Below are 23,687 nucleotides of genomic sequence, written 5' to 3' on the forward strand. Positions count from 1 at the left end.
CCGGTATCTTGAGTTCTTTTATAACAGAAAGAGGTCTAATAGTACAATTGGTTATTTGTCGCCATTGCAATTTGAACAGTTGTACTACGAAAGTGCAGCTTAGCTAAGTGGCGTCCACTTTCTTGACAGAAGAGCATTTCCGCGCTTATTTGTTCTATAAGTCATTACATACTAGGCTTCACATTAGGAAAAACTAGGGGCTAAGCAGAAAGGAGTGAGCTCGCGCATGGAAGATAGAATAGCTCTGAGGGAAGAACGGCTAAACGCATTAAGCCACGGCTTGGGCGCGGCGCTAAGCGCCTTCGGTCTTTTTTTACTTTTACAACGTTCCGTTCTGTTCGAAGATCTTGCCTATATCGTTAGTAATGCGATTTATGGGGTATCTTTTTGCCTGCTATATCTCTCTTCGACCCTGCTGCATTGCTCTCGCTCGAAGAAGTGGGGCGAACGCTTTGAGATCATGGACCATGCAGCTATCTTTATTGCCATTGCAGGTTCCTATACGCCATTCCTACTGATTACCTTGCAAGGAACACTTGGGTACACGTTGCTGCTATTGATATGGGTTCTAGCTTTGGGAGGCGTCCGTTATGTTCCTTTGATCATTAGACGGTTTATGCCTTGGGGCCTTCTTATGTACTTGTTGATGGGTGGCTTCATGGTTTCATTAATTGGGCCATTAAGTGAATTTCTTCCCTTTATGGCTCTAGCTTGGTTAATGTCCGGAGTCGCTTTTTACTGCATGGGTGTGCCGTTTTTTCTTTGGCGAAGGTTAAGATATCATCATGCTATTTGGCATTTGTTTGTGCTCGCGGGAAGCAGCTGCCACTTTATTGCTGTGTATGCTTATGTGATGCCTGCCGTTTTGTAGGGGAAATACCTAGTGTCCGGCAGGCTGTCATTTGTATTGTTACCTGGATCTATAAGCTCGGACCGATACGGTTAATGCTGAATTCCTGATGGCCCAGTATCTCGGCCTTGGTCACTTCGCAAATTTCCTGCCAAATTTGTTCGCCTGCTTGCTCTAAATTTAAGGTTCCAGCGAGCATGCTGCTCACATCCACATCCATATTGTCTTCCATATTGGAGTAGGTGAATTTGTTTGCCGTAATTTTGATCACGGGGACAACAGCAGAGCCCGTTGGCGTTCCGCGACCCGTCGTGAAGCAGACAATGTGCACGCCGCCTGCAGCCATTCCGGAGACACATTCGATGTCATTTCCCGGAGAATCCATAAAGTATAAGCCATTGTTTAAGATTCATGTGTTTTCGGTAAATCTCCGCGACCGCGAATACCTTCAATGTTGTGAACATGAACATGCTCGCCAGCCCGAATACCTTGGGTAGCTTTACCAATGACATCCCCATATTTAACGACCTCGGCACCTTGTTTGATGAATGAGATGGCTACCTTGTGTCCGAATGGAATAGAGTCAATTAATGATAGCGTTTGCATACTTGGGCCCTTATAGAAATGAATAGATTCACCGCTCGGAATATCACGAAGCACGGTCGCAACATCGTCCTTTTCAATTCATGACAAGACCATCTGTCCCGTGAATGATGTCATGTGACATTAGAACCCTCCTCAGAGTATGCTTGCACTTAGAGTTTTTAAACATCAAGTTTCATTTCTAGTTTAAGGAAGTTGAATGGAATTGATTAGAGTTGAATAGAGACTTTTCTCACGCATGTTAGCACAAGACTAAGATAATGGGGCGACTGACTTCATAGCGGACTACCGTCTTCGCCGAACGTCAGAAGGCGGGAAACTCTTATATTTCTTGTATAGCTTCGTAAAATAGTTTGCGTTTCCGCAGCCAATTCGCTCAGCGATTTCGGTTACCGTCCATTCCGTTTCACGAAGTAAACGATCAGCTTCGTTGATTCTCAGCCAGTTCACATAATCGACGAAGGTACGTCCGGTAAGCTTTTTGAACGTTTTACAAAAATGGTAGGGGTTCAGGTTCACCATTCGTGCCGCCTGCTCAACCGACAATGGCTCGGCAATATGGGATTCAATATGCTGGATTAACGGCTTGAAAGACTCCGAATGACGGGCAGGAGCAGCTTTATCTATGAATTTCTCCGGCAAAAATTGCCGAGATAGCAGTGCGAAAAGCAGCTGAAAATTATGTTTGATGACGAGCTCATAAGCGGCATTTTTATTCTCGAATTCAGCTGTAGATTCACGGATAAGCCGACGATAAGGGGCAGCAAGTTCATCCTCGGCAAGTAATTTGGCAGGCATTGGAACTCGTCCGTCCAGAAACGGAAGGATAAACCGCTCATGCACGGGATCCGGATGCATCACTCGCAGTAAGGAGGCATTGAACACGACAGCAACATACTCCATTGCCTCATCTGCTGCGTTATAGCCAACATGCAAAGCTCCCGCAGGTACGAATAGCAGGTCGCCAGCGTTGGCCTCATAAGGACGGCTATCAATATGAAATATCGCTTTGCCAACCTGCATATCAATGATCTCGAAATGTTCATGCCAGTGAAGATAGAGTATGTTATCATCTTTTGCGGCCGTCTGCGGTCGGTTTCGGTAAAAGCGGATGGGATAGCTGCTATCCCAGAGCGGTGTCTTTTCCATTAAATCTTGGGGGTACGTCATGAGCTGCCTCACTTTCTTAAGTATCAAGATAAGACCTATTTGGAGCAAGATAGGATAGAGAATTTGCCGTTATTCCTAGTTATAATGATCGTATTCATTTATCTTATACCAATATAGGAGTGATATTCAATTATGAATAAGAAGCTTAGAGTGGGTACTTTAGTTGGTGGTGGAGATGCCGTTCGCGTCATCCCCCAAATTGCCAAGCACGGATTTGAATCCTACAGCTTAACCTTTTGGCAAACAACAGGGAATATCGATCTCAAAGAAACGGCAAAGCGGGTAGCTGACATTGTGGCAGAGCACGACGCCGTCATATCTACGATAGGTGTATTCGGAAATCCACTCACGGGAACAGGAGATAATAAGGATACACTCGCGAGCTGGGAGCGGCTTATTGATCATGCACATCTCTTTGGTACCGATATCGTAAACGGTTTCACCGGCCGTATTCCGGATCGTCCAATTGATGAGTCAATACCGAAGTTCAAGGAAGTGTTTGGTGAGCTTTCTCGGAGAGCCGCTGATCGCGGTGTTCGACTTGCTTTCGAGAATTGTGATATGGGCGGAACGTGGAAGACAGGGGATTGGAACATTGCACATAACCCAACTGCTTGGAATCTGATGTTTAATGCCGTACCGGCGGATAACCTTGGTCTGGAGTGGGAGCCCTGTCATCAGATGGTCAGTCTGATCGATCCGATTCCGCAGTTACGTAAATGGGTCGATAAAGTGTTCCACGTACACGGTAAAGATGCGACAATTGCATGGGATATTGTGCGGGAATATGGGATTCATGGGAGCCAAGAGTTCGTTTGGCACCGTACACCGGGCTTTGGGGACACGAATTGGTCCGATATTATTACGATTCTGCGTCAGGCAGGCTACCAAGGTACAATCGACATTGAAGGCTGGCATGATCCCGTCTACCGCGATGAGCTCGAGATGACGGGTCAGGTGCATGCTTTGAATTATTTAAAACGCTGCCGTGGCGGAGATTACATTCCAAACCCTGTGTAAAGGAATTGCTTTCAGTCCATCTTAGTTTTGTGCTAGCTCTGATTAAGATCGTCTATTTTTAGTCAGAGACATCTTTTCTATAATAAGGTCATTGTTACCGCATTCATTCAAAGCCAAGGAGGCTAACAGCCATGCAGGAAAACACACCTTTATTATTGACAGATGAGCAAATGAGAGAATTTATTACAAATGGATGTTTGTTACTCAAAACCGACTTTTCGAGCGAGTTTCACAGCAAACTTTTAGAACAATTAAACACGGTCTATGCGGAAGAAGGGAACCCCGGCAATAATTTACTACCCCGCATTCGTGAGCTGCAAAAAGTATTCGATCACCCTGTAGTGACAGGTGCTTTGATTAGCGTATTAGGGCCGAACTATATGATGCACGCACATAGACATGGGCATTTCAATGCATCAGCAACGGCTGGGGGCTGGCATAAGGACAGCTATTGGGGCTATGACAGAATGCGCAATCACCACCCCAATTGGGCAATGATTATGTATTTCCCACAGGATACGCCTGTGGAATTAGGACCAACAGGTGTGATGCCTGGCACGCAAAATTACCAGACTCGGACTTTTGAATCCAATGAACAAGCAGGGGAAGTTTTAGCAAGCGGCGAGGCGGGTACTTTTGCGTTGATCCATTATGATATCTGGCATCGTTCCACGCCGAATGTGTTAGGACAGCCGCGCTACATGCTGAAGTTTGAATTCATGCGTACAGAGCTGCCGAAAGCACCTAGCTGGAATAATCAAGAGGCAGCATGGAGGAAGCCGGCCAACTTACATTTGCCAATCGCCGAGCATGATTTGATGTGGGAAGAAACTTGGAATTGGCTATCTGGAAAAATAGGCAGTCTGTCAGGAACAGCTGCATCTGATCCGGATCAGATTAAGGAGTTAGCCGCTAAGTTGGATGGCTTTGAACCGCTAGCGATCAATGCGGCCTATGATCTGGCAAGAAGAGGGCAGCAGGGAGTGGACGCTTTACTCGAAGGCTTAAATAGCGAGAATAGCCAAGTATCGCGAATTTCCGCTTATGGATTATCAGTTTCAGGAAGCGAGGCAGTTAACGGGCTAATTGCAGCTTTGCATCATGAGAATATTAATATCGTTACACATGCGATATTTGCGCTTGGTGAATTAAGAGGGTTAGCGGCAGAAGCTGTTCCTACCTTCATAAAGCTGCTCGAACATCCAGCTGATCTTGTTCGCTGCGCCGTAGTAGATGCACTTGGATTCATGGACACACCAGTGAAAGACATTGTGTCAAGCTTAGGTAGATGCTTACAAGATGAGAACGCGCAAGTTCGCTTCATGGCAAGTTTATCCTTGTCCCGATTAGGATCTCAAGCGGAAGCAGCTGTGCCGCAGTTGGAAATCGCATTGGATGATGAGAATAGATATGTTCGTGCTCATGCTGCCGAATCTCTGCATTATATCGGCACGGAACGGGCTAAAAATACGCTCATTAAGTTTCTGCTAAATTCCCGCTGGTGCCCGACAACGACAAAGACTAATGCGTTCTACCCGTAAACGCGCAAAATAGATGGAGAAAGAGGGCAAATTAACTTTTGCCCTCTTTGTATTGTTTCCATATTTCATTGAATCACAGTTCGTTGTAATCGAGCATTTTCGGTTTCAAATCACGGAAAGAAGTTGGTGTAAAACCCGTTTGTTCTCGGAACATGCGGGAAAAATACGATAATTCCATTCCCAACGAATCAGCGATTTGTGAAACATTTAATTCCGTCATCATGAGTAAATCCTTGGCTTTTTCTGAGCGCAAATGGTTCATATATTGAATCGGTGAATAACCCGTAAATTGTTTAAAGGCATTAATAAAATAGTTAGGATGATAGTGCGCAATTTGGGATAATGTATCTACGGATACGTTGTCAGCAATATGCTGTTCCATATAGTGCAGCACACTATTCATTTTCTCGAAAGTAGGGGTAGAAGCCAGATTCAGCTTGACGGTTTCACTTTGTTCAATGAATTCGGCAATGAATTCACTTATAATCGCATTGACTCTAAAGGCGGAAGTTAATTCTTCACTTTTATTATAGGCTATCAGGTGTTCGAATTTATTTTGAAAAGCTTCTGGATCTTTGATCGTAATGAAAGCGGATGTTTGCAAAATCTGAAACAGATCCAAATCCCCGATTTTGGCCGTGAAATGACACCAGTATTTTCCGAAAGTATGATCGCTTATAGTTCCATAAGCTTGATTACTCCCCGCTGGAAGCAGATAAAGTTCGCCTGGTTTCGGATAATAGGTCTGATCCCCAACTTTTACAAAGCCTTCTCCTTCGATAATAAAATACAAGCGATTAAACGGACAAGCAGCGTTCTCATCGTTCCAGGATCTCAGTACCTTGGTGTAAGCAGCATAAGATAAATCAAGCTTCGCTTTAGCAATATATTTCTTCCAGAAGGTGAGCTGGCTAGGATTCATATCAATTCTCATGGGCTCATATTCCTTTCACGAAGAGTCGGCAAATGCCCTCAATAAATTGCTGTTTGGTATAGCCCAGAATTTCTCGATGATACAAGTACTGTTCTGGCGTTAGCGAGGCAAGTATGATGTTAACAGTCAAAGTGACATCAATCGGTCCAATCTCCTCTTGTTGAACGGCACGAGTTATCAAAGGAACGAGAAGGTTGTGAAGTCGAACATAAATAGGCTTTTTGTGTAAATAGAAGCTATGTTTGTCGGTATATGTGGTGTTGATGACGGACAGTAAAGAAGCTTTACCGTCCACAAAATCAATAATTCGAACGATCGTGTCCGACAATTGGTTCATAGCTGTTACCTCGGGACCGGGATCAGCAATACTAGCTTCCAGAGAAGCAATAAATTGGGATGTTGTTGAACGAAGCAGATCGCTGCAAACCTCGCCAATATGGGCGTAACGGCGATAAAGAATACCTTGACCCACGCCCGACTCTTTGGCAATCTGGTGCATGGTAACGGATTCAATTTGATTGGTTTCAAATAGGCTTTTGGCAGACGTAAGAATACGCCGTCGATACTCTGAATCACGTTCTTCGCGTCGACCGCAAGGTGGAATGGCTTTCATATCTTGGCTATATAATGAATTCTCATTGGTATCTGGATGTTTCACACGTGCTCCTCCTATAAGAACAATCTTAACAAAAGAAATAATTGACAATCCGGACAATTGTCCGTAATATGATGTTGCGGACAATTGTCCGTTACTATTGTAGCACGATGGAGTAGATATTGTGAAGGAGGAACACAACATGAGTAAACCAATAACATCTGGTGAAGCGGAGCCGGAGTTTAAGATTACGAGTATTCTGGTACCGCTCATCGCCATCATATCGGGTATTTTTATGGTTATCCTCGATACGACTGCGATGAATGTGGCATTGTCGAAGCTGGTCATCGATTTTAAAACAGATTTACCAACCATTCAGTGGACCGTAACAGGCTATATGCTGGCGACAGCGGCAGTCATTCCATTAGCGGGATGGTTATCAGACCGATTTGGGGCGAAGAATGTATTCCTCACCTCTGTCGTTCTTTTCACCGTTGCATCGGTCTTATGTGCTACACCGAACAACGCAGAGTGGTTGATTGTTTTCCGTATCCTTCAAGGTTTAGGCGGCGGATTTGTTATGCCTGTTGCTATGGCATACGTATTCCGGCTAAGTCCACCGAACAAAATTGGTCAAGTGATGGGGATGTTGGGTGTACCCATTTTGCTAGCGCCTGCGATTGGGCCAATCCTATCCGGATGGCTGGTTGAGTACCATTCCTGGCATTGGATTTTCTTAATTAATCTTCCCGTCGGTATTTTCAGCTTTATCTTTGGACTGTGGAAGCTGCCGGCTGTTGCACGTAAGAAGGTAGCTGGTTTTGATTTACCGGGTATGATTCTAGGGCCTATTGCCTTTGCATCCTTATCGTATGGGATCACACAAGGTGCTGAAAGCTGGACTTCCGATAAAACATTGTGGGGCATCATCATTGGAGCTGTCGCCTTGATCGCCTTTATCATTATTGAACTTAAATCCAAGCTCCCTCTGCTCGAGTTAAGAGTGTTTCGATCAGTGGATTTTTCCTTCAGTATTTTCGTACAGTGGGTACTGCAATTCTGCTTGTTCGGGGCCATTTTCCTGCTTCCGCAATTTCTTCAGCAAGCCCGCGGATACGGTGCGTTCGATACAGGGATGACGTTATTCCCGCAAGCGTTAGCTTCGGCCGTTATGATGCCGATTGGCGGTTACTTGTTTGATAAAATCGGTGTTCGCTGGTTAGTTGTCGCTGGGCTCAGTCTTGTTTCCGGCGCGATCTTTCAATATTCGCATGTCAATCTAACGACAGAAGGACATGACTTAATTTTACCGCTTATTATGGCTGGTTCAGGTATGGGACTCATGATGATGCCGCTTAATTCACATCTGATTAAGAAAGCTCCTCATGATTTGGTAAGTCGAGTTACTTCTTTAACTAGTGCCATGCAGCAAGTTATCAATTCTTTTGCAGTTGCTACCCTGGTGACCATTCTCTCCTCGCGCGTGAACTCATCCATAGCTGCAAAAAACATTCCAATAAACAGTCCTGCTGATATGCAAAAGGCTATGCTTGCTGTAGCGCCAGAAGCTTTCGGCCAGACTTTCCACGTGATGCTGATTATTGCGATCTGTGGGATATTCTTAGGTTTGTTCCTTCGCCGTGATAAGACACAGCCTAATGAGGCTGTAAAACAAGAAGTCGTGTTAGAAGGACTACACTAGAAACGAACAATTGTACAAGAAAGCTTGCCGATTAATCGGTAGGCTTTTTTTGTTATTACGATTCTACATAGAAGTTGTTTATTTATGGAATTATAACTAATAGCGCAAAACATCATATTAGGGGGCAATACAATGAGTCAAGATGAGCATCATATTCAACTAACTTCTGGTGATATCGCGCCTTTATGGGGAGGATATTTAAGTGACAGTATGGTCAATTGTGTTCTTAAACATTTCTTGCATACTGTTGAGGATGGTGAAGTAAAACCAATCATTGAATTTGCTCTTGGATTGACAACAGAACATATGGAATTTGCTAATAAGTTATTTAAAGACGAACAGTTTCCTATCCCTCATGCCTTTACAGAGAAGGATGTCAACCTAAAAGCGACAAGACTATTTTCAGATGGTTTTATGCTGCTCTATCTCAGACATATGGGCATTGCTGGCACTGTTACTTATGGAATGGCATTATCAAGCAGTTCGAGACAGGATATTCGTGCATTCTTTCTACATAATCTGAAAACTACGGCTGAGCTCCTGGAGAAATCTACGGCTATATTGCAATCTAAAGGAATTCTCACTAGGAGTCCTTATATACCGTATCCCAATTCCGTTGAATACGTGCACAAAGAAAGCTGGTTAAATGGACTGCTAGGCGATCGTAGACCCTTAAATGCAGTGGAGATCGCGAATCTTTATTTGAATATTATGAAAAACAGCATAGGTCAAGCATTGATGTTAGGGTTTTCTCAAGTGGCTCAAACTAAAGAAGTCATTGCATATATCATGCGCGGAAGAGATATCTCCTCGAAGCATGTCGAAGTATTCAGCGCGTTGTTACGCGATGACCAGTTGCCGGCACCTATGACGTGGGAAACAGAAATTTCGAATTCGAAGGTGTCCCCATTTTCCGATAAGCTATTGCTCTACCATACGGTCTTTCTTTCAGCGGTAGGAATGGGAAACTATGGAGCTTCTCTTGCAGCAAGTATGAGGAGGGATTTAACAACTGCATATCTTCGGCTTACCGGTGAAATTGGAACCTATGCAGACGATGGCGCAGAACTCATGATAAAGAATGATTGGATGGAAAAAATGCCTGGTGCGATCGAACGTAACGCTCTACTATCTACGTGAAGGAAATCGCATTCGTGTTACGCGGCTCTAATTTTCTTCAATAAAAGACCATCCAATGTGCGTAGTGCGCACTGGATGGTCTTTGGTTTGTCGGGATAGTACGGCTATATGTTTTTACTCTTCTTGGTGCTCGTTTTTTTCTTGGCAGGAATCTTCTCTGGCATCGCTGCGACCCATTGTAAGGATTGCTCGATCCACGCCGTAATTGTATCAGGCGTTTCCCGCCACTGTTCTGGTAAGGTGACATATTCCTTCATCGGTTTGCCTGGCATGGGGGAAAATAACGATGCTCCTTCTTGCTCGACAAGACGAGCACGCGCGTCTTCCGGTAGGCGGATAAAGATTTGCTGTCCGTAAAGTCCGACGAACATGTTGCCGTTAATAAAACCGGCCAGATTACCGAACATGGGACGAATATGAATATGAGGATCACCGGGCATAATGTCAGCGAAAAATTGTTTCATCTCCTCATCAGGACGAGGCATGGACATAAAGAAAACTTCCTTTCAAATCAGTCATTCTTGACACTCGTATTTTAGCAACCACTTATGTAAGTGTCAACTTAAATAGTTTTATTAGTTAAGTTGACGCTTAATTAAGTATGTGCTAAATTAACGTCATGATCGAAAAAGTGATCCAAGCCATAGTAGAGCCAAGACGCAGAGATATATTATATCTCGTACGTGATGGAGAGCTTACATCTAGCTCCATCGCGTCCCATTTTGACATTTCGGCTCCAGCAGTATCACAACATCTTAAGGTTCTTGAGGAATCCGGACTACTTGTGGTTCGGAGAGAGGGAACCAAGCGGTATTATCGTATGAGGAGGGAAGGTTTTGCTGATCTGAAAGCGTACATTGACCGTTTCTGGGATGATAGTCTACTGCTATTGAAGGAAGCCGCAGAAGAAGAAGAGAGGAGACAGCGTAACCGTGAATCAAACGAATCAGACCAGTGATACGATTAGGAAAGAGATGTTCATCGATTGCCGTCCGGAGATCTTATTCTCCTTTTTTACCGACCCTGAGAAGATGGTTCGTTGGATGGGCAGACATATTCTGTTGGAGCCAAGCATCGGAGGGAAATATCGGATCGATGTTAATGGATCGGATATTGCGATGGGGGAGTATAAAGAAATTATTCCTAACGAGAAAATAATTATGACGTGGGGCTGGGAGAAGTCCAAGGTGGTTCCACCTGGATCAAGCACGCTCGAATTTAAATTCACAGCTAAAGACAAAGGTACTGTTCTGCTATTAACTCACTACGATTTGCCGGTCGAAGAAGTCGCCGGCCATACAGAGGGCTGGATGCATTATACAACTAGACTCCAAACGTTGGCTGAGGGTGGAGATCCTGGTGTAGATCCTTGGTCGGTTAAGGCCATGCATTAAATAATACGTTTTATAAAAAAAGCTTATGGGGAGATGGAAGTCAATGACGACATTATCTTGCGATTGTGGGTTCAAGGTAGAAGAGGAAAACCGTTACGAAGTTGAAGCGAAGATGTGGCATCATGCGATTCACGATCATGCTGATATGTTGAAAAGCATGTCTGTAGAGCAGCTTACACAATGGTTAATGGGAAAAGATAAGCAATTAGGCGATTCTTCAGCTATTCATCAGGAGGTTGTGTTCGCAGCAAGTCCGAACCGCATCTATGAAGCGCTGACTGATGCCGCCCAGTTTAGCAAAGTCTCAGGTGGAGCACCTACAGAAATAACTCCGGAGGCTGGCGGTTCCTTCTCCTGCTTCGGAGGGATGATCGTAGGGAAAAATATTGAGCTTGAGCCAAACAAGCGGATCGTACAAGCATGGCGTGTCGCGAATTGGGAAGAAGGCGTATATTCCTTGGTGAAGTTCGAATTGGAAGGGCAAGGCGCGGAAACCCGCCTAATCTTTAGCCATACAGGCTTTCCTGAAGGACAAGAAGCTCACTTGGCTCCCGGCTGGCATACAAACTATTGGGAACCGCTCAAGAAGCACCTAGCCTAGCATAATAAGGGGTTGTCCTCAAGATCTACTTTTGGGACAGCCCCTTTTATTTGATCTCCTCGCTTCCAAAGGGCATGAGTATGAACGAGAATTACATGTTAGATGCAGACGCTCTCTTCCTAGTGAAGAACCACACACAAAACATTCGGCTTAATAAGAATGTAATCATTAGAGAGAGCACTGTATAGAACCAGCTCCAGTGAACATAACGGACGAGATTCGTATAATGTTCCAGGATGACTTCCGTAATCGTGAGCGGCATGCAGAAAATCATGTAATAACTAAACTGCACCCAGCGGCTCCGACCGCTGGGATAATAGCAGTTAAACACCATGCAGATGATCGGAAAAGCAAAGTACTCGTAAGTCATGCTGGTTCGGCTCACATCAGGCAGCTCTACCACAGGATAAGCCACTAAATTGTACTCTACAACTATCAGGCCAAGCGGACAAGCAAGTATTTGCTTGAATAGGAAGGACACAACCGCAAGCCGGATTTTGCGACGGGGGATGGTGAAGATGAGACCAAATGATAGCAGCCACACGGCTGTTAGCACCCATCTATCCATGCTCATGATTTACCTCCCGTAATTCAGTTTCAAATGATTCTGTTTCTCCATTTCGATAAAACCAGCGAACGATCACATTCGTTAATACCAGTAAGAAAATAAAGAACATGCTGCCCATGAACCAGTCGAGGAACTTGTAATCTAACAATTGTGTGTACTGAGTTATCCTATCATTTAACCAGGCAAGAGCTGCGCACCATAACAGCAGATAGAGGGTTCTTATCACTTGCGAGCGCCGCGGCTCAAGGAGAATGTAGATACTAATTAATATTGGATAGAGTAAATACGTGATCGTAAATCCGATATCTGTCGCTCTCGGGAACTCACGAACTGGGAAAGAAATGATCCTCAGCTTGACTTGCAGAATTACTGAAAACCAAACGATAGTCTGGGAAGTAAAAAGAGCGAGAATAAATCGACGAACATCTGATCGTCGAACGAATATAACGATCATTGCAAGCCCCAAGATCCATACAAGGATCATCATTTTTCTTTCTAGAATCATACTGACAAATCCACCCTCATCTGCATACCGTTTACCAAACAAAGATAGTATGCCTTCCGTGAGAACCGACAATACTACCTCCCAATTGGCGCATTATTTGCCAGATATCAAGTGAATAAATGTATATTATCTCAAATGGGGCGCACGATGTGAGTGATTAAAGGAATAAGGCGATGAAATGAAAAAACCTCCTCATGTTTGAGGAGGTTTTTCGTTCTTCAATCACCACTCCTTGCGAAGTGCAAACAAATCTCTCAATTCGTCGTTTGAGAGTTCCGTAATCCAGCCTTCGGAGGTAGAGATCACGTTCTCGCTTAGACTCATCTTGCTCTCAAGCATCTCGTCGATTCGTTCCTCCAATGTGCCCAGGGAAATGAACTTATGTACTTGTACATTGCGTGTTTGTCCCATCCGATAGGCGCGATCCGTGGCCTGGTTTTCAACGGCAGGATTCCACCAACGGTCGAAGTGGAAAACATGGTTCGCTGCGGTCAAATTGAGTCCGACTCCGCCGGCTTTCAGCGACAGAACGAAGATACCCGGCCCTGATCCATCTGCGGCTTGGAATGTATCAATCATCTTATCGCGCTCTGACTTTGGCGTGCTTCCGTTCAGATACAATACCGGTTCGTTGCGATGTGCCCGCAGCACGTCAGCCAATATTCGCCCCATGCCTACATACTGGGTGAAGATCAGGCAGGAGTCGCCCTCGTCCCGAAGTTCATCGACCATGGCAACCAGCCGTTCAAGCTTCGCGGATCGCATGACAAAGGCTTCGCGGTTCTCTTCGGCAAGCAGAGTTTCCTCCGATAGACTAGCTTCCTTCGTTAGCAGATTAGGGTGGTCGCATAGCTGCTTTAGCTGCGTTAAGGCTGCTAGGATCGCTCCTTTGCGTTCCATGCCTTCCAGCTTTTGCATACGTTCCATGAGATCCTTGACGGATCGTTCATAGAGTGCTCCTTGCTCGGCTGTTAGATTGATATAAACTTTCATTTCAAGCTTATCGGGCAAATCGAGCTGGATCGCCGGATCTTTCTTTTTGCGGCGCAGCATGAAAGGTTTGACGAGTTTCTGCAGCTGTGCCGTTCGCTCCTCGTCGTGGTGCTTCTCTATCGGGTTCGCAAAACGATGCTGAAACCCGCGTTGGTTCCCGAGATATCCCGGATTAAGAAAGTCGTAGATCGACCACAGCTCGGACAATCGATTCTCAATAGGTGTTCCTGTCAATGCAATGCGGTGCCGAGCTTTGAGCGTACGGATCGCTGCGGATTGTTTATTGTGGGCATTCTTGATATTCTGGGCTTCATCTAAGCAAAGGGAACTCCACGTGGTTTCCTGCAGTATCTCTTGATCCATCAAAGCTGTCGTATAAGAGGTAAGGACAATATCGGTGTGTTTCAAAACCTGAGAAAGTGCTTCGCCGCTTAAACGTCCCTTCCCGTAATGAAGAAAAACCTTTAAATCCGGAGCAAAGCGGACTAGCTCTTTCTGCCAGTTGCCAAGCACGGAGGTGGGGCAGATGAGCAGGGCAGGGTGCTCCGACTCTGCTTTATGATGCAGTAAATACGTGATGAATTGAACCGTTTTTCCGAGTCCCATATCATCGGCTAAGCAGGCCCCCAGCCCGAACTTCCTAAGGAAGCTCAGCCAAGTGAAGCCCTCGTGTTGATACTTGCGAAGCTCAGCGCGCAAGCCTTCAGGTACAGCAATTTCCTTTAATTCCGAAGGCTGCCCGAGCTGACGCAGCAGCGCCAAGAGGTGAGCATTCAGCTCGACTTCGAGCTTCAGCCGTTCTTCATTTTCCGCTTCTTCCTCCGCTGTAAGACTTTCCTTTTGGGTTCTTTCCTTTTCCGACTCACTTAGGAGGTGAAGCTGAAAGATATCCTGCAGGGACAAACCTTCTTGGGGATTCACGCTTTCCATGAGCCTTCGAATTTGCCCCAATAAAGAAGGATCCAAGATTACCCATTGTCCACGGAAGCGGATAAGCCGTTCATTGCGGCTAAGCAGACCAGCAAATTCAGCTTCGCTCAGGTCGGAATCGCCAATGGCAATCCGCCAATCGAAGTTTACTAGCGAGTTCAGTCCGAATAGCGACTCTCCTTTGCCGCCAGCTTCTGAGGAAACCTTTGCGCGCAGCCGAGGCTTCCGTTTCGAGGCGGCTTCCCACCAACCGGGGAGCATGACATTCCAGCCATCTTCCAACAAAAGACGGCTGTCCGTTGTCAGAAACGACCAAGCCGCTCCGTCGCTTAATGGTTCTGTAAATAGCTCGCCGCCGCTATTCTGCACAGGCAATGCTTCCGTTAATCTTGCAGCCCAGCCAGGAGAACGCTCCTGGATATACGGGCTCCAATCACTAGCCCACGTGCCTGAAGCACGTCCGTCAGCATTAAGGCGAATTGGCGTCAACAAAGAGCCTTCACTTTTATCTTGCAGTACCAAGCGGAGACGCCAAGTGTCATCGTTCTCGTCCGGTTCCAGCAGCTGCAGAGCAGGGCGGAAGGGAGCGGTGTCCGGTCTCCAGCCCAGAGAGGCAAGCCATTCTTCGTCCGTGAACGCATCAGCCGAGCTAGGCACAGATTTCTGTGCACGGAAAAGAGCTGGATAATCCCGCCGAAGATCGGAAAGGGCAGCTTCATTGGGATAGTGCTCAGCCGAAACCACAGAGGAGAAGGCGGCGCGCAAGCCAGACATTCCCTCACCTAAGCCATCTATGCTTGTTAGTGCATTCCAATCAAGTTGTTTCAGTGACTCCGTCTCGACATCCCAAGTCCAAGCCAACTTCCCATTTCGAAATGCACTATAACTGGGTATGTAATGACCTGCTTTAGCTTCTCGGTATAGAACCGGCGCCACTTCTAGCAGTCCCTTTGTGGTTTCGTTTCCCCCTTCCCACCGAAGAACATCCATGAAATAGGGTTCTGCGAAGAAAGGGAGCACCATCTCCACAGGGAGGATCGTAAGTGTCAACTCTCCCGCTAGCTGTTGGTCCAGAAGCGTCCCATAGTAAGATGGCTCGTGCCATGCGAACAGCAGCTTTCGAAATTTATCTCCGGGCACATCGCGTCCGTCCTGCAGCCCCCAGAGTAAGGCATCTCCACTGTCCGTTAAGGTCACGTTCAATGTCATATCATGCAATTTTGTGCTCATCCGAGTAGCTTTCCTTTCCTAAGTTCCTCTTGCAGCGCCCTCAGCCTGCTGTGTCGTTCCACGAAACCAGAAAAGAAATGTTCCCATCGCTCGGTTTGTTTCATTTTCTTGTACACTTTATCGAGCCGCTTGAGGAGCCTGACAGCTAATTTGTAATCATGCCGATTTTTCAAACTGACATAGTGATCTACCGCTTGATGGTAATAGGGTAGAAGGAGTTTTGGTGTATCCTTCTCAATCGGCTGCAGGACATTGACGCGATGATAAAGAGGGTCATGCCCCTGAAGGATCTGCATTTCCAACCAAGGCTTCCATTTTCTTTGTTCGTACAGCATTTCCTCAATAATCCGGAAAGAATAAGGCAATAGCTCTTCTAGAGCGCTCCACATGTGTTCTTCCGCTTGAGGAAGATGAACGATGGCCTTTGTCCAGAAATCGGCATAAACCTCAAGTTCTTTGGTCCGTTTCCGATTGAAAAAAGAGACTGATCTTCTCAACCAATTCACTAACTCTTCCCAGTTCTGGGCGTCATATAGATAGTCTAGGAAAGGAATAAATAGTTTGGCAGGGGCCTCTTTGAAAATACCATTCGTTTCTAAAGCCTCCCAGGCTTCTTTACTCTTGGATTGCTGCAAGTACAAGAAAGCCTTTGCGGCTGAGAGAGAAGGTGAGGGACTGTCCATTGTCATCGTCTCAAGAGCTTCTATTTCCTTAGTTACATATTGACTTGCCTCAGGACTCGGGGCAACCCAATGTTTCCAAAGCACGGTATAGACGCCATAATCTTGATAATTATGACCCGATTCTTCGGACATCTGCTGTCTGATATAATTTAACGTCTGCTCAAGGCGCTCTCCGGAGACCGAGAAGTTGAGAAGGGGAGAATGTTGCTTCAGCCAAGTATGAATCTCATCGTAAACCCGGTAAAGGGTGGAAGAAGTATAGTAACTTACGCCACCTTGTGCGTTCTGCTCTTTTATTTTTCTTAGGATAAATAATTCCTGATGCATCTCAAAAAAAATCTGATCGATATCAGAAAAAGGAATAGTGGTCTTCTTGATGTTTTGCAATTGCTGCCGCAGCATATCCACATAATTGCCCAAATCATATGTCGCCTTAATGGGCAATGTATAATGATTCAGGAACTTTTGCCAGCCAGATACATCCATTTTGGGCAATTGGGTAAGCGTAGACTCCAGGGAGGTAATTGAAGTAGCCCGCTTGAGATGCATTTTGGCATTCATTATTTGGGAAGCGGGATAACCCAGACGATCCCCAAGCTCCATCCAAACGGCTGCCATATGCTTGCAAGAGGCTGGTACTGAACAACTACATTGACTTGAGCGGGGCTTGTCTAAGTTCAGAGTGACTCGGTAGTCTCCTGATTCTTCCTCTTCCACCCGTGCCTGAACGACTCGAGTCTCAGAAATGATCAGGGAAGCTACACGCTGTTGTTTAAAGTAAGTAAACCCTCGACTAAGGGTAACGTCATTATAAGTTTCGGCTACGTGCTCCAGCAGCTTCAACCACTCTTCATCGTTTAAAACGGGAGAACTCATAGAATAGCTCCTTTTTTTCCACTTTCGATAATCAAAATCATCTATTAGTATAAATAGTGAAGCTGATAAAGTAAATTTGTGAAATATGTTCAAATCATATAACAAATGAGAAGGATACACCAGTTAGAGAGGCTATTTTGGTAGGAAGGATGATTCTATTTGAAGACTCGGATAAAGTATTGTGTAGCCATAATAATTTCCGTCGTTTTAGGCTTAAGCTCAAGAACGTTCTCCAGTCTAATTCCATTATTTATTGCTAAACATGCGGGGGATGTGCTTTGGGCTAGTATGGTCTATTTTGGTTTTCGATTTATTTTCGTAAAGAGAAGTTTAATATGGGCAGTAGGGATCAGTGTTATATTTAGTTTTGCTATTGAATGTAGTCAGTTATATCAAGCAGAATGGATAGTCGAAATAAGAAATACGGTCATTGGATCCCTCGTACTAGGAAGAGGATATTTAACGGTTGATTTGTTTAGATATGTCATTGGTATTACAATTGCTTTTTGGATGGACAAGTATTGGCTGCAGTTCGAAAAGCGTATTTAGCCATGCCATTTACACACGAATGGACGATTTTCGCATCCAACTTATGAGTACAATCAAGAGAGGATAAACAACACCTATTAGGAGAGCGAGGGGAATAAACGTTAAAGTATCCCATTCATCTTCATAGGCTGTATTTGGATAAACAACAAGAGATAAGACCGTAATAATCAGTCCAAATGGAAAACAAAGTATTTTGTAATCACGAAAATGGAACACATGCGCAATGCCTTTTATCGCTGTGTAAAAAAATATAGATAGTTTGAAATAAATCGAAACGAGCCATAAAAATGCCACGATTACTTCTATTCGTTGTAAAAAATTTCCTATATTTATTCTTTGCGCCAGGGCGTAACTAGGATACACTTGCATAGCGGTATTATCTGCTCCTAATACAAGAATACTTGAGACAATGATTAGAAGAAGTATAATGCCACTTATGATTACGCCTATTAAATAAGCTTTCTTAGCCTTTTGTATACTAGTAACTTGATGAATGATGGTACCAATCGTAATAAATAAAGACATATAAGAATAACTAGTGATTCTTATGGCAGATCGAATGACCGGAAGGGTGTTTGTTTCCCCAATCGGTAAAAGATTGTTAAGTTCCATATTAGGGATACTAGTGACCATGAACAAGATAAATAATAGCACGATCCAAGGGAAGAAGATCTCTGCCGTTCTTAGCATGACGACCATCCCTAGCTTTGCTCCAAATATGACAGTTAGCATGAATATGATGTGTATAGATTGAATGGGCGTTTCCGGCATGATTTGAGTAATCATAAAATGACCTACATAAAAAACAACTTGTGAACTCATAACGAGCACTACTAGTGCAAGACTTAACGTTATGAACTTCCCCAACCACTTGCCAAAAACTTTATCATTAATTTCGAAAATAGAACACTGCGGGAATTTCTTGGAAATAAATACATAAAGCCAAACGAGAACGACACCCATAGCAATGCTAAGCCATTGTGGCATCCATGCATCCTGCTTCGTATCTGCCGCAACAGATGCCGGAATAACCAAGATAGCCGTTCCAAAGGCACATAGGATGACGATAATCATTAATTGTCGCGGGGAAATTTGATCTGTATGCATATATACACGTCCCTTATTTACCTCATTTATGCTTTTTTCTTCGCATGTAGCTAAGACCGATCAATAAGAGTGGATACATGAATCCAAAACAAAACGTGAGCGGAACCCATGTCAATATATCCCATTGGTGTGTATAAGCCACATTTGGATATACCACTAACGAAAGCACTGTGACAATAAACCCAATTGGAGTCGAAAGAGATTTGTAATTCTGGAGCTGAAATAATGAGGCAATTCCTTTAAGCGCTACGTGAAAATATAGTGTCAATTTAAAATAAATGGAAATAAACCACAAGAATGCAACAGTGACCTCGATACGCTGTAAAAAATTCCCTACACTTATTTTCTTTGCTAATGCATAGGTGGCATATACTTGTCTTGACGACTGGTCGGGTCCCATGACCAAGATGCTAAGAAAAGCTACAATAATCATAATAATTCCGCTCGTTATCCCCCCATAGAGGAATGATTTAGTTAAACTTTTAGGGAATTTTATATCGCTTGCTATCAAGCAAAGCGTAAAAATGATAGGAAAATAAGAATAAACGAGCATAAATATGGATGCCCGTGAAATAGACATTATACTTGCTTCACCTATGGGCAAAAGGTTCTTTATTTGAGCCTGCGGCGATACAAAGATCACCAATAGAAAAAATAACAGAAGAATCCACGGGAAAAAAATTTCCGCGGTTCTCCCTAATACAACTACGCCAAGCTTTGCGCCTATAATTACAAAAGTAATCATAAGAATATTTATGGCTTGTATAGGTGTCGTTGGCATAATTTGAGTAGTCATGAAGGTGCCAATATAGTATAGGACCTGTGCGCTGAGCACAACTGCGATAAAGACTAACAATAGTGTTACAGCTTTGCCTAACCATTTCCCTAATACAATGTCATTCATTTCGAATAACGTACAATCGGGATACATCTTCGCTAACTTCACATACATCCATAAGAAAAGCAAACCAATGCCTACGCCCATTACACCTGAGATCCAGGCATCCTGCTTAGTTTCTGCGGCCAACATCGACGGGACTACAAGAATGGTCGTTCCCACCGAAAATAAAATAATCAGGATCATGAGTTGACGAGCCGATAATATGTTCTCGTTATTCATGACATGCCTCCCCAAGCAGGATAAATGCTTACAATTTTATCAAACCGAGTTGCAGTAAAATTTTGGTTAATGGCACCATTAGAAACGTAATCCAGTCGGCTGGATTAGGTATTTGTTTGGCCATTCCTTTCAGAGTCGCCAACACATTACCAAGCAACATGAGTATGCAGTAGATCCAAACCTCCTTCCTGCATCCTTGTTTCCATAAACGCGGAATTTCATAGCACGCAATGAGAATAGATAACGCAAGTACACATAGGCCGATTAACATAACGATTACTCCTTCATATCGTTAACCACAGAATCACCCAGCGTACCGGTACCTCTAATTTTGGCATCGATATTCAGATGGGGTTCCAATTGCTTGAAATGTTCTTCCCAATTGTCCTTCACTTTGTTCCAATATTTCGGGTTAGCGCGATGAACTGCCTCACCAAAACCAAATATATCTGCACCTAGTTTTTGTGTCTTCTTAATTGTATTCTCCATATTAGCCAAAGCAAATTTAACATATTGTTTATCTAAGTAATCGATCGTTTCGACTTTGAATAGATCGATTTTACATTCCACATCGGAAACATTTCCCTCTGCTCTAGTTTCAATAAATATCTCTGGTTTATCGTTTTTTACAACTGCGTAAATCTTGCTTTTGATACGAGCTACATCAATACCGATGTTTCCTCCTTCGGGACAATTCAGATGTATGGCAGACCGCTTTGATTGATTGGTAATAACGGAATAAGCACGAGACTCATATTCGTTAAGCCAACCAACAAGTTTATCTCTCTTGATAATCGCATTACCAGAGTATTTCAATCGTACAGGAGGCCCAGTGTAATCTATGTTTTTGTTGCTGGTGCCTGCCTTTTGATCTCCAATAATCTGAATTCCTGATATGACCGTACTCTTCCCTGGGGTTACTATAGCATTCGATAATTGATCTAGTTGAATCGTTACTGCAGCTGTCCATTCTTTCTTAGCTGCTTCGAGGGAGTTAAAGATGTAATTGGCTGGAACCTTTTCCAATGGGGTCATCACACTTAATAATTCCTTAGCTGTGCCTTCTCTCGCTACGACCACGTTGAAATCAGAGCGAAATTCGTTCCCTCTCATTAAATAATCCATCGAATTGACAATCCCTTTCTTGGCTAATTCCTCGGAAATCACAAGAATGCGGATATGAGCGAAATAGATCTTTCTCGAAATCGATGAAGTCAATCGTTTCACAGCTTCACTTAGTGTATCGCCTTTGGAAGAATACACGATAACGGGGATTTCATGCTCTCCCTTCGCCTTCGTCACACTGCCTGGATTAACAATTTGAACGGTTAACTCAAACTGTTCACCCGAAATATCAATGCCAACTCCCTCTGCTATGGCAATATCATTAAGCTCCTTGCGGCTCCAACAGCCGCTTAACAGTAAGACTATGGTAAGTAAGCAAGCTGTTAGTCGAATAAATGATTTCACATCTGCCTCTTTCCTCCTTCTAAGGTTTGAAGGGCTTTCTATTCGCTTTCTTGACTACGTTACTCGCATTAACGATACGAACTCGTGAAAATAACGATTGAAAAGGAAATCGAAACAAGGCATCCTTTTGTTTGTTCAATTCAAGTGGAGCAAAAGGGCTTAAATAGGGCACACCGAATGATTGCAAACTATTCAAATGCAGAATAAGTCCTAGTAAACCTGCCAGTATGCCGAAAAATCCAAATGAAGCAGCCAGAGCCATCAGAGGAAATCGCAGGATGCGAATGGCATTTGATAAGTCGTAAGAAGGGGAAACAAAGCTGGAAATCGCCGTAATGGAAACAACGATAACCATAGCTGCCGAAACAATTCCGGCTTCGACTGCTGCTTGTCCAATGACTAGCGTTCCAACAAACGATAAGGCAGAACCTATGCTTCGCGGCATGCGTAGGGCTGCTTCCCGTAAAACTTCAAATGTAATCTCCATCAATAAGGCTTCGATGAATGCTGGAAATGGAATACCCTCTCTTTGTGCAGCGAGGCTAATGAGCAGTTGAGTCGGCAGCATTTCTTGATGGAACGTTGTTATGGCCACATAAAAAGATGGGGCTAATAGGGCAATGAGAAATCCAGCATAACGAAGCATCCTTACTAATGTGCTAATATCTACCCGATGATAATAGTCCTCGGAAGCTTTGAGGAAAGTTTCAAATAAAGCAGGAGCAATCAGCACGAAGGGGGTCCCATCAACAAGAATGGCAATTTTACCGTGAATCAATTCAAGCGCGACGACATCTGGACGTTCTGAGTTATATACGGTTGGAAAAGGAGTTATCACTTCATCCTGAATGAGTTCCTCAATATTACTGCTCTCGAAAATTCCGTCAATGTCAATCTGAGTCAATCGATTACGGGCCTCGAGAATTAGTGAATCTAGAGCAATCCCTTTCACATACATAAGAACAACGTCAGTTTGGGTCACTTGGCCTACCTGGAAGGTTTCCATCCATAAATTCGGATCTTTGATCTTTCTTCGAATCAAGGCGGTATTCGTTCGAATGGATTCAGAGAAAGCTTCCCGCGGCCCGCGCACGACGGTTTCTACATTCGTCTCTGTAACGCCTCGATCTTTCCACCCTTTGGTGGCGGCTGCCAGCCCGGTAGTATACCCGTTCATCAATATGACCGAATCGCCAGATAGGATATGATGCAGCATTCCTTTCATATCCGATACCTTCTGAATTTCACCAATCGTCAGTGTATGCATGGTTAATACATCAAATGGGTCTTGCTTTGGATCAATTTCCGTGGAATCAGCCATTAAAGATCTCATCATGAAATCATTGACGACTTTCGCATCAACTAGTCCATCTGTATACAAGAGGGCTAACCCTTCAGTAATGGCATTATAGGTAAATTCTCGAATAACAATGTCCGTGCTGTTCCCGAGACTTTGTCGAACGTAATCAACATTTTCTTGAATGGTTGAGAATAAAGGCATGGATGCCTTAGGTTCTACGATTGTGTTCTGCGAAGGAGGGATAGGCTTCTTTTTGGAGCGCAGCCAATGAGCGAACATGTGGTATTTTCTCCAAGTTCTAGGATGTTGTTATATAAACATCATTTCCTGAACTTTCATGAGGTATGCGTACGAAGTTCTTTTGTTGCGTTCCCAAAAGCAAATGACTTTCAAGAAAAAACGACGTCAGATGTTAATATGAAGAGACCGTCGATTGATTCATCCAAAATGGTTCTACATTGGCGTGTTTTCAGTCGGAATTCATCGACATATAGGCTCACTGGAGGTGTGGGATGTATGGATGAATGGATAGATGAATAGATGTGGATGGAGGGAAGGGTTGAATCCATATTCTCAGCCGAATGTTGTATGGAGTACAACAATTCTGTCTTGATCCCGCTAAATTACCTTCAATGTTGCATAAAGTACAACACTTGGACCCCATATAGGCCATTTCGGCAACAAATGGGTTCGAAATCGGTCTAACCCCCTAATACTGGACACTAGTCGACTAAAGCAACAGATTACTTATTAAATTGCGAGTTTAAACGGCTTTACTTCATTTTTCTTTAACTTCTCGAGAAATT

The 23,687-nt window shown here is 44.1% G+C and carries 23 protein-coding genes and 1 pseudogene; 9 read left to right on the forward strand and 15 right to left on the reverse strand.

The window, feature by feature from the left end:
- Nucleotides 1-226: 226 nt before the first annotated feature.
- Complete coding sequence (trhA, locus tag AC58U0_RS35800) at nt 227-871, forward strand: PAQR family membrane homeostasis protein TrhA (RefSeq protein WP_497383454.1); 645 nt, start codon at nt 227-229, stop codon at nt 869-871.
- A 49-nt stretch (nt 872-920) separates the two neighbouring features.
- On the opposite strand, the pseudogene AC58U0_RS35805 reads toward trhA, so the two are convergent.
- The 3 genes and pseudogenes from AC58U0_RS35805 to AC58U0_RS35815 form a co-directional block, all read right to left on the reverse strand.
- A pseudogene (locus tag AC58U0_RS35805) lies at nt 921-1,259 on the reverse strand (UxaA family hydrolase); the annotation flags it as partial.
- The gene (locus tag AC58U0_RS35810) at nt 1,253-1,510 is read right to left on the reverse strand and encodes a UxaA family hydrolase (protein ID WP_497383455.1); all 258 of its coding nucleotides are present in this window, start codon (nt 1,508-1,510) and stop codon (nt 1,253-1,255) included. The pseudogene AC58U0_RS35805 and the gene AC58U0_RS35810, both read right to left, overlap by 7 nt.
- Before the next feature lie 228 nt (nt 1,511-1,738).
- On the reverse strand, nt 1,739-2,623 hold the full coding sequence (locus tag AC58U0_RS35815) for a helix-turn-helix transcriptional regulator (protein WP_497383456.1): 885 nt from the start codon (nt 2,621-2,623) through the stop codon (nt 1,739-1,741).
- 132 nt (nt 2,624-2,755) lie between these two features.
- Between AC58U0_RS35815 and AC58U0_RS35820 the strand changes: the two genes are divergently transcribed.
- Nucleotides 2,756-3,643, forward strand: a complete 888-nt coding sequence (locus tag AC58U0_RS35820) for a sugar phosphate isomerase/epimerase family protein (RefSeq protein ID WP_497383457.1) — start codon at nt 2,756-2,758, stop codon at nt 3,641-3,643.
- Between the two features lie 131 nt (nt 3,644-3,774).
- Entirely contained in the window at nt 3,775-5,184 is a 1,410-nt protein-coding gene (locus AC58U0_RS35825; RefSeq protein ID WP_497383458.1) for a HEAT repeat domain-containing protein, read from the forward strand.
- Nucleotides 5,185-5,257: 73 nt separating this feature from the next.
- Here the strand turns inward: AC58U0_RS35825 and AC58U0_RS35830 are convergent, their stop codons facing one another.
- Together AC58U0_RS35830 and AC58U0_RS35835 are read right to left on the reverse strand one after the other, a co-directional pair.
- Nucleotides 5,258-6,118 carry an AraC family transcriptional regulator gene (locus AC58U0_RS35830; protein ID WP_497383459.1) on the reverse strand — a complete coding sequence of 287 codons (861 nt, stop codon included), beginning with the start codon at nt 6,116-6,118 and terminating at the stop codon, nt 5,258-5,260.
- Nucleotides 6,119-6,122: 4 nt separating this feature from the next.
- Complete coding sequence (locus AC58U0_RS35835) at nt 6,123-6,776, reverse strand: TetR/AcrR family transcriptional regulator (protein WP_497383460.1); 654 nt, start codon at nt 6,774-6,776, stop codon at nt 6,123-6,125.
- Between the two features lie 139 nt (nt 6,777-6,915).
- On the opposite strand from AC58U0_RS35835, the gene AC58U0_RS35840 reads away from it, so the two are divergent.
- Complete coding sequence (locus AC58U0_RS35840; protein ID WP_497383461.1) at nt 6,916-8,415, forward strand: MDR family MFS transporter; 1,500 nt, start codon at nt 6,916-6,918, stop codon at nt 8,413-8,415.
- A 132-nt stretch (nt 8,416-8,547) separates the two neighbouring features.
- Nucleotides 8,548-9,555 (forward strand): DUF3231 family protein, encoded by a 1,008-nt coding sequence (locus AC58U0_RS35845; RefSeq protein WP_497383462.1) that lies wholly within the window; start codon nt 8,548-8,550, stop codon nt 9,553-9,555.
- Between the two features lie 104 nt (nt 9,556-9,659).
- Here the strand turns inward: AC58U0_RS35845 and AC58U0_RS35850 are convergent, their stop codons facing one another.
- Nucleotides 9,660-10,046, reverse strand: coding sequence for a TfoX/Sxy family protein (locus tag AC58U0_RS35850; RefSeq protein WP_497383463.1), 387 nt, complete (start codon nt 10,044-10,046; stop codon nt 9,660-9,662).
- Between the two features lie 128 nt (nt 10,047-10,174).
- Between AC58U0_RS35850 and AC58U0_RS35855 the strand changes: the two genes are divergently transcribed.
- The 3 genes from AC58U0_RS35855 to AC58U0_RS35865 are packed head-to-tail and all read left to right on the forward strand — an operon-like array spanning nt 10,175 to nt 11,550.
- The gene (locus AC58U0_RS35855) at nt 10,175-10,513 is read left to right on the forward strand and encodes an ArsR/SmtB family transcription factor (protein WP_063891997.1); all 339 of its coding nucleotides are present in this window, start codon (nt 10,175-10,177) and stop codon (nt 10,511-10,513) included.
- Nucleotides 10,488-10,949, forward strand: a complete 462-nt coding sequence (locus AC58U0_RS35860; RefSeq protein WP_497383464.1) for an SRPBCC family protein — start codon at nt 10,488-10,490, stop codon at nt 10,947-10,949. Before AC58U0_RS35855 ends, AC58U0_RS35860 begins: the two co-directional genes overlap by 26 nt.
- A gap of 43 nt (nt 10,950-10,992) precedes the next feature.
- Nucleotides 10,993-11,550 carry an SRPBCC domain-containing protein gene (locus AC58U0_RS35865; RefSeq protein WP_497383465.1) on the forward strand — a complete coding sequence of 186 codons (558 nt, stop codon included), beginning with the start codon at nt 10,993-10,995 and terminating at the stop codon, nt 11,548-11,550.
- 91 nt (nt 11,551-11,641) lie between these two features.
- Here AC58U0_RS35865 and AC58U0_RS35870 read toward each other — a convergent pair whose 3' ends face one another.
- From AC58U0_RS35870 to AC58U0_RS35885, 4 genes are all read right to left on the reverse strand, one after another.
- A complete protein-coding gene (locus AC58U0_RS35870; protein WP_497383466.1) occupies nt 11,642-12,124 on the reverse strand; it encodes a CBO0543 family protein in 483 nt (160 codons plus the stop codon).
- Nucleotides 12,111-12,695, reverse strand: a complete 585-nt coding sequence (locus AC58U0_RS35875) for a CBO0543 family protein (RefSeq protein ID WP_497383467.1) — start codon at nt 12,693-12,695, stop codon at nt 12,111-12,113. Before AC58U0_RS35875 ends, AC58U0_RS35870 begins: the two co-directional genes overlap by 14 nt.
- Nucleotides 12,696-12,845: 150 nt before the next feature.
- Entirely contained in the window at nt 12,846-15,776 is a 2,931-nt protein-coding gene (locus AC58U0_RS35880; RefSeq protein WP_497383468.1) for a DEAD/DEAH box helicase, read from the reverse strand.
- Nucleotides 15,773-17,335 carry an SWIM zinc finger family protein gene (locus tag AC58U0_RS35885; RefSeq protein WP_497383469.1) on the reverse strand — a complete coding sequence of 521 codons (1,563 nt, stop codon included), beginning with the start codon at nt 17,333-17,335 and terminating at the stop codon, nt 15,773-15,775. The genes AC58U0_RS35880 and AC58U0_RS35885 overlap by 4 nt, the downstream gene beginning before the upstream one ends.
- Before the next feature lie 159 nt (nt 17,336-17,494).
- Between AC58U0_RS35885 and AC58U0_RS35890 the strand changes: the two genes are divergently transcribed.
- Nucleotides 17,495-17,884: a ribosomal maturation YjgA family protein gene (locus AC58U0_RS35890; protein WP_497383470.1), complete on the forward strand. Its 390-nt coding sequence runs from the start codon at nt 17,495-17,497 to the stop codon at nt 17,882-17,884.
- Nucleotides 17,885-17,893: 9 nt separating this feature from the next.
- Here the strand turns inward: AC58U0_RS35890 and AC58U0_RS35895 are convergent, their stop codons facing one another.
- The 5 genes from AC58U0_RS35895 to AC58U0_RS35915 are packed head-to-tail and all read right to left on the reverse strand — an operon-like array spanning nt 17,894 to nt 23,160.
- On the reverse strand, nt 17,894-18,991 hold the full coding sequence (locus tag AC58U0_RS35895; RefSeq protein ID WP_497383471.1) for a GerAB/ArcD/ProY family transporter: 1,098 nt from the start codon (nt 18,989-18,991) through the stop codon (nt 17,894-17,896).
- A gap of 22 nt (nt 18,992-19,013) precedes the next feature.
- Nucleotides 19,014-20,111: a GerAB/ArcD/ProY family transporter gene (locus AC58U0_RS35900; RefSeq protein WP_497383472.1), complete on the reverse strand. Its 1,098-nt coding sequence runs from the start codon at nt 20,109-20,111 to the stop codon at nt 19,014-19,016.
- A 28-nt stretch (nt 20,112-20,139) separates the two neighbouring features.
- Nucleotides 20,140-20,382, reverse strand: a complete 243-nt coding sequence (locus AC58U0_RS35905) for a hypothetical protein (RefSeq protein ID WP_497383473.1) — start codon at nt 20,380-20,382, stop codon at nt 20,140-20,142.
- Between the two features lie 5 nt (nt 20,383-20,387).
- Entirely contained in the window at nt 20,388-21,581 is a 1,194-nt protein-coding gene (locus AC58U0_RS35910) for a Ger(x)C family spore germination protein (protein ID WP_497383474.1), read from the reverse strand.
- A 19-nt stretch (nt 21,582-21,600) separates the two neighbouring features.
- A complete protein-coding gene (locus AC58U0_RS35915; RefSeq protein ID WP_497383475.1) occupies nt 21,601-23,160 on the reverse strand; it encodes a spore germination protein in 1,560 nt (519 codons plus the stop codon).
- Nucleotides 23,161-23,687 lie beyond the last annotated feature (527 nt).

The sequence above is a fragment of the Paenibacillus sp. J31P190 genome, from assembly GCF_059692075.1.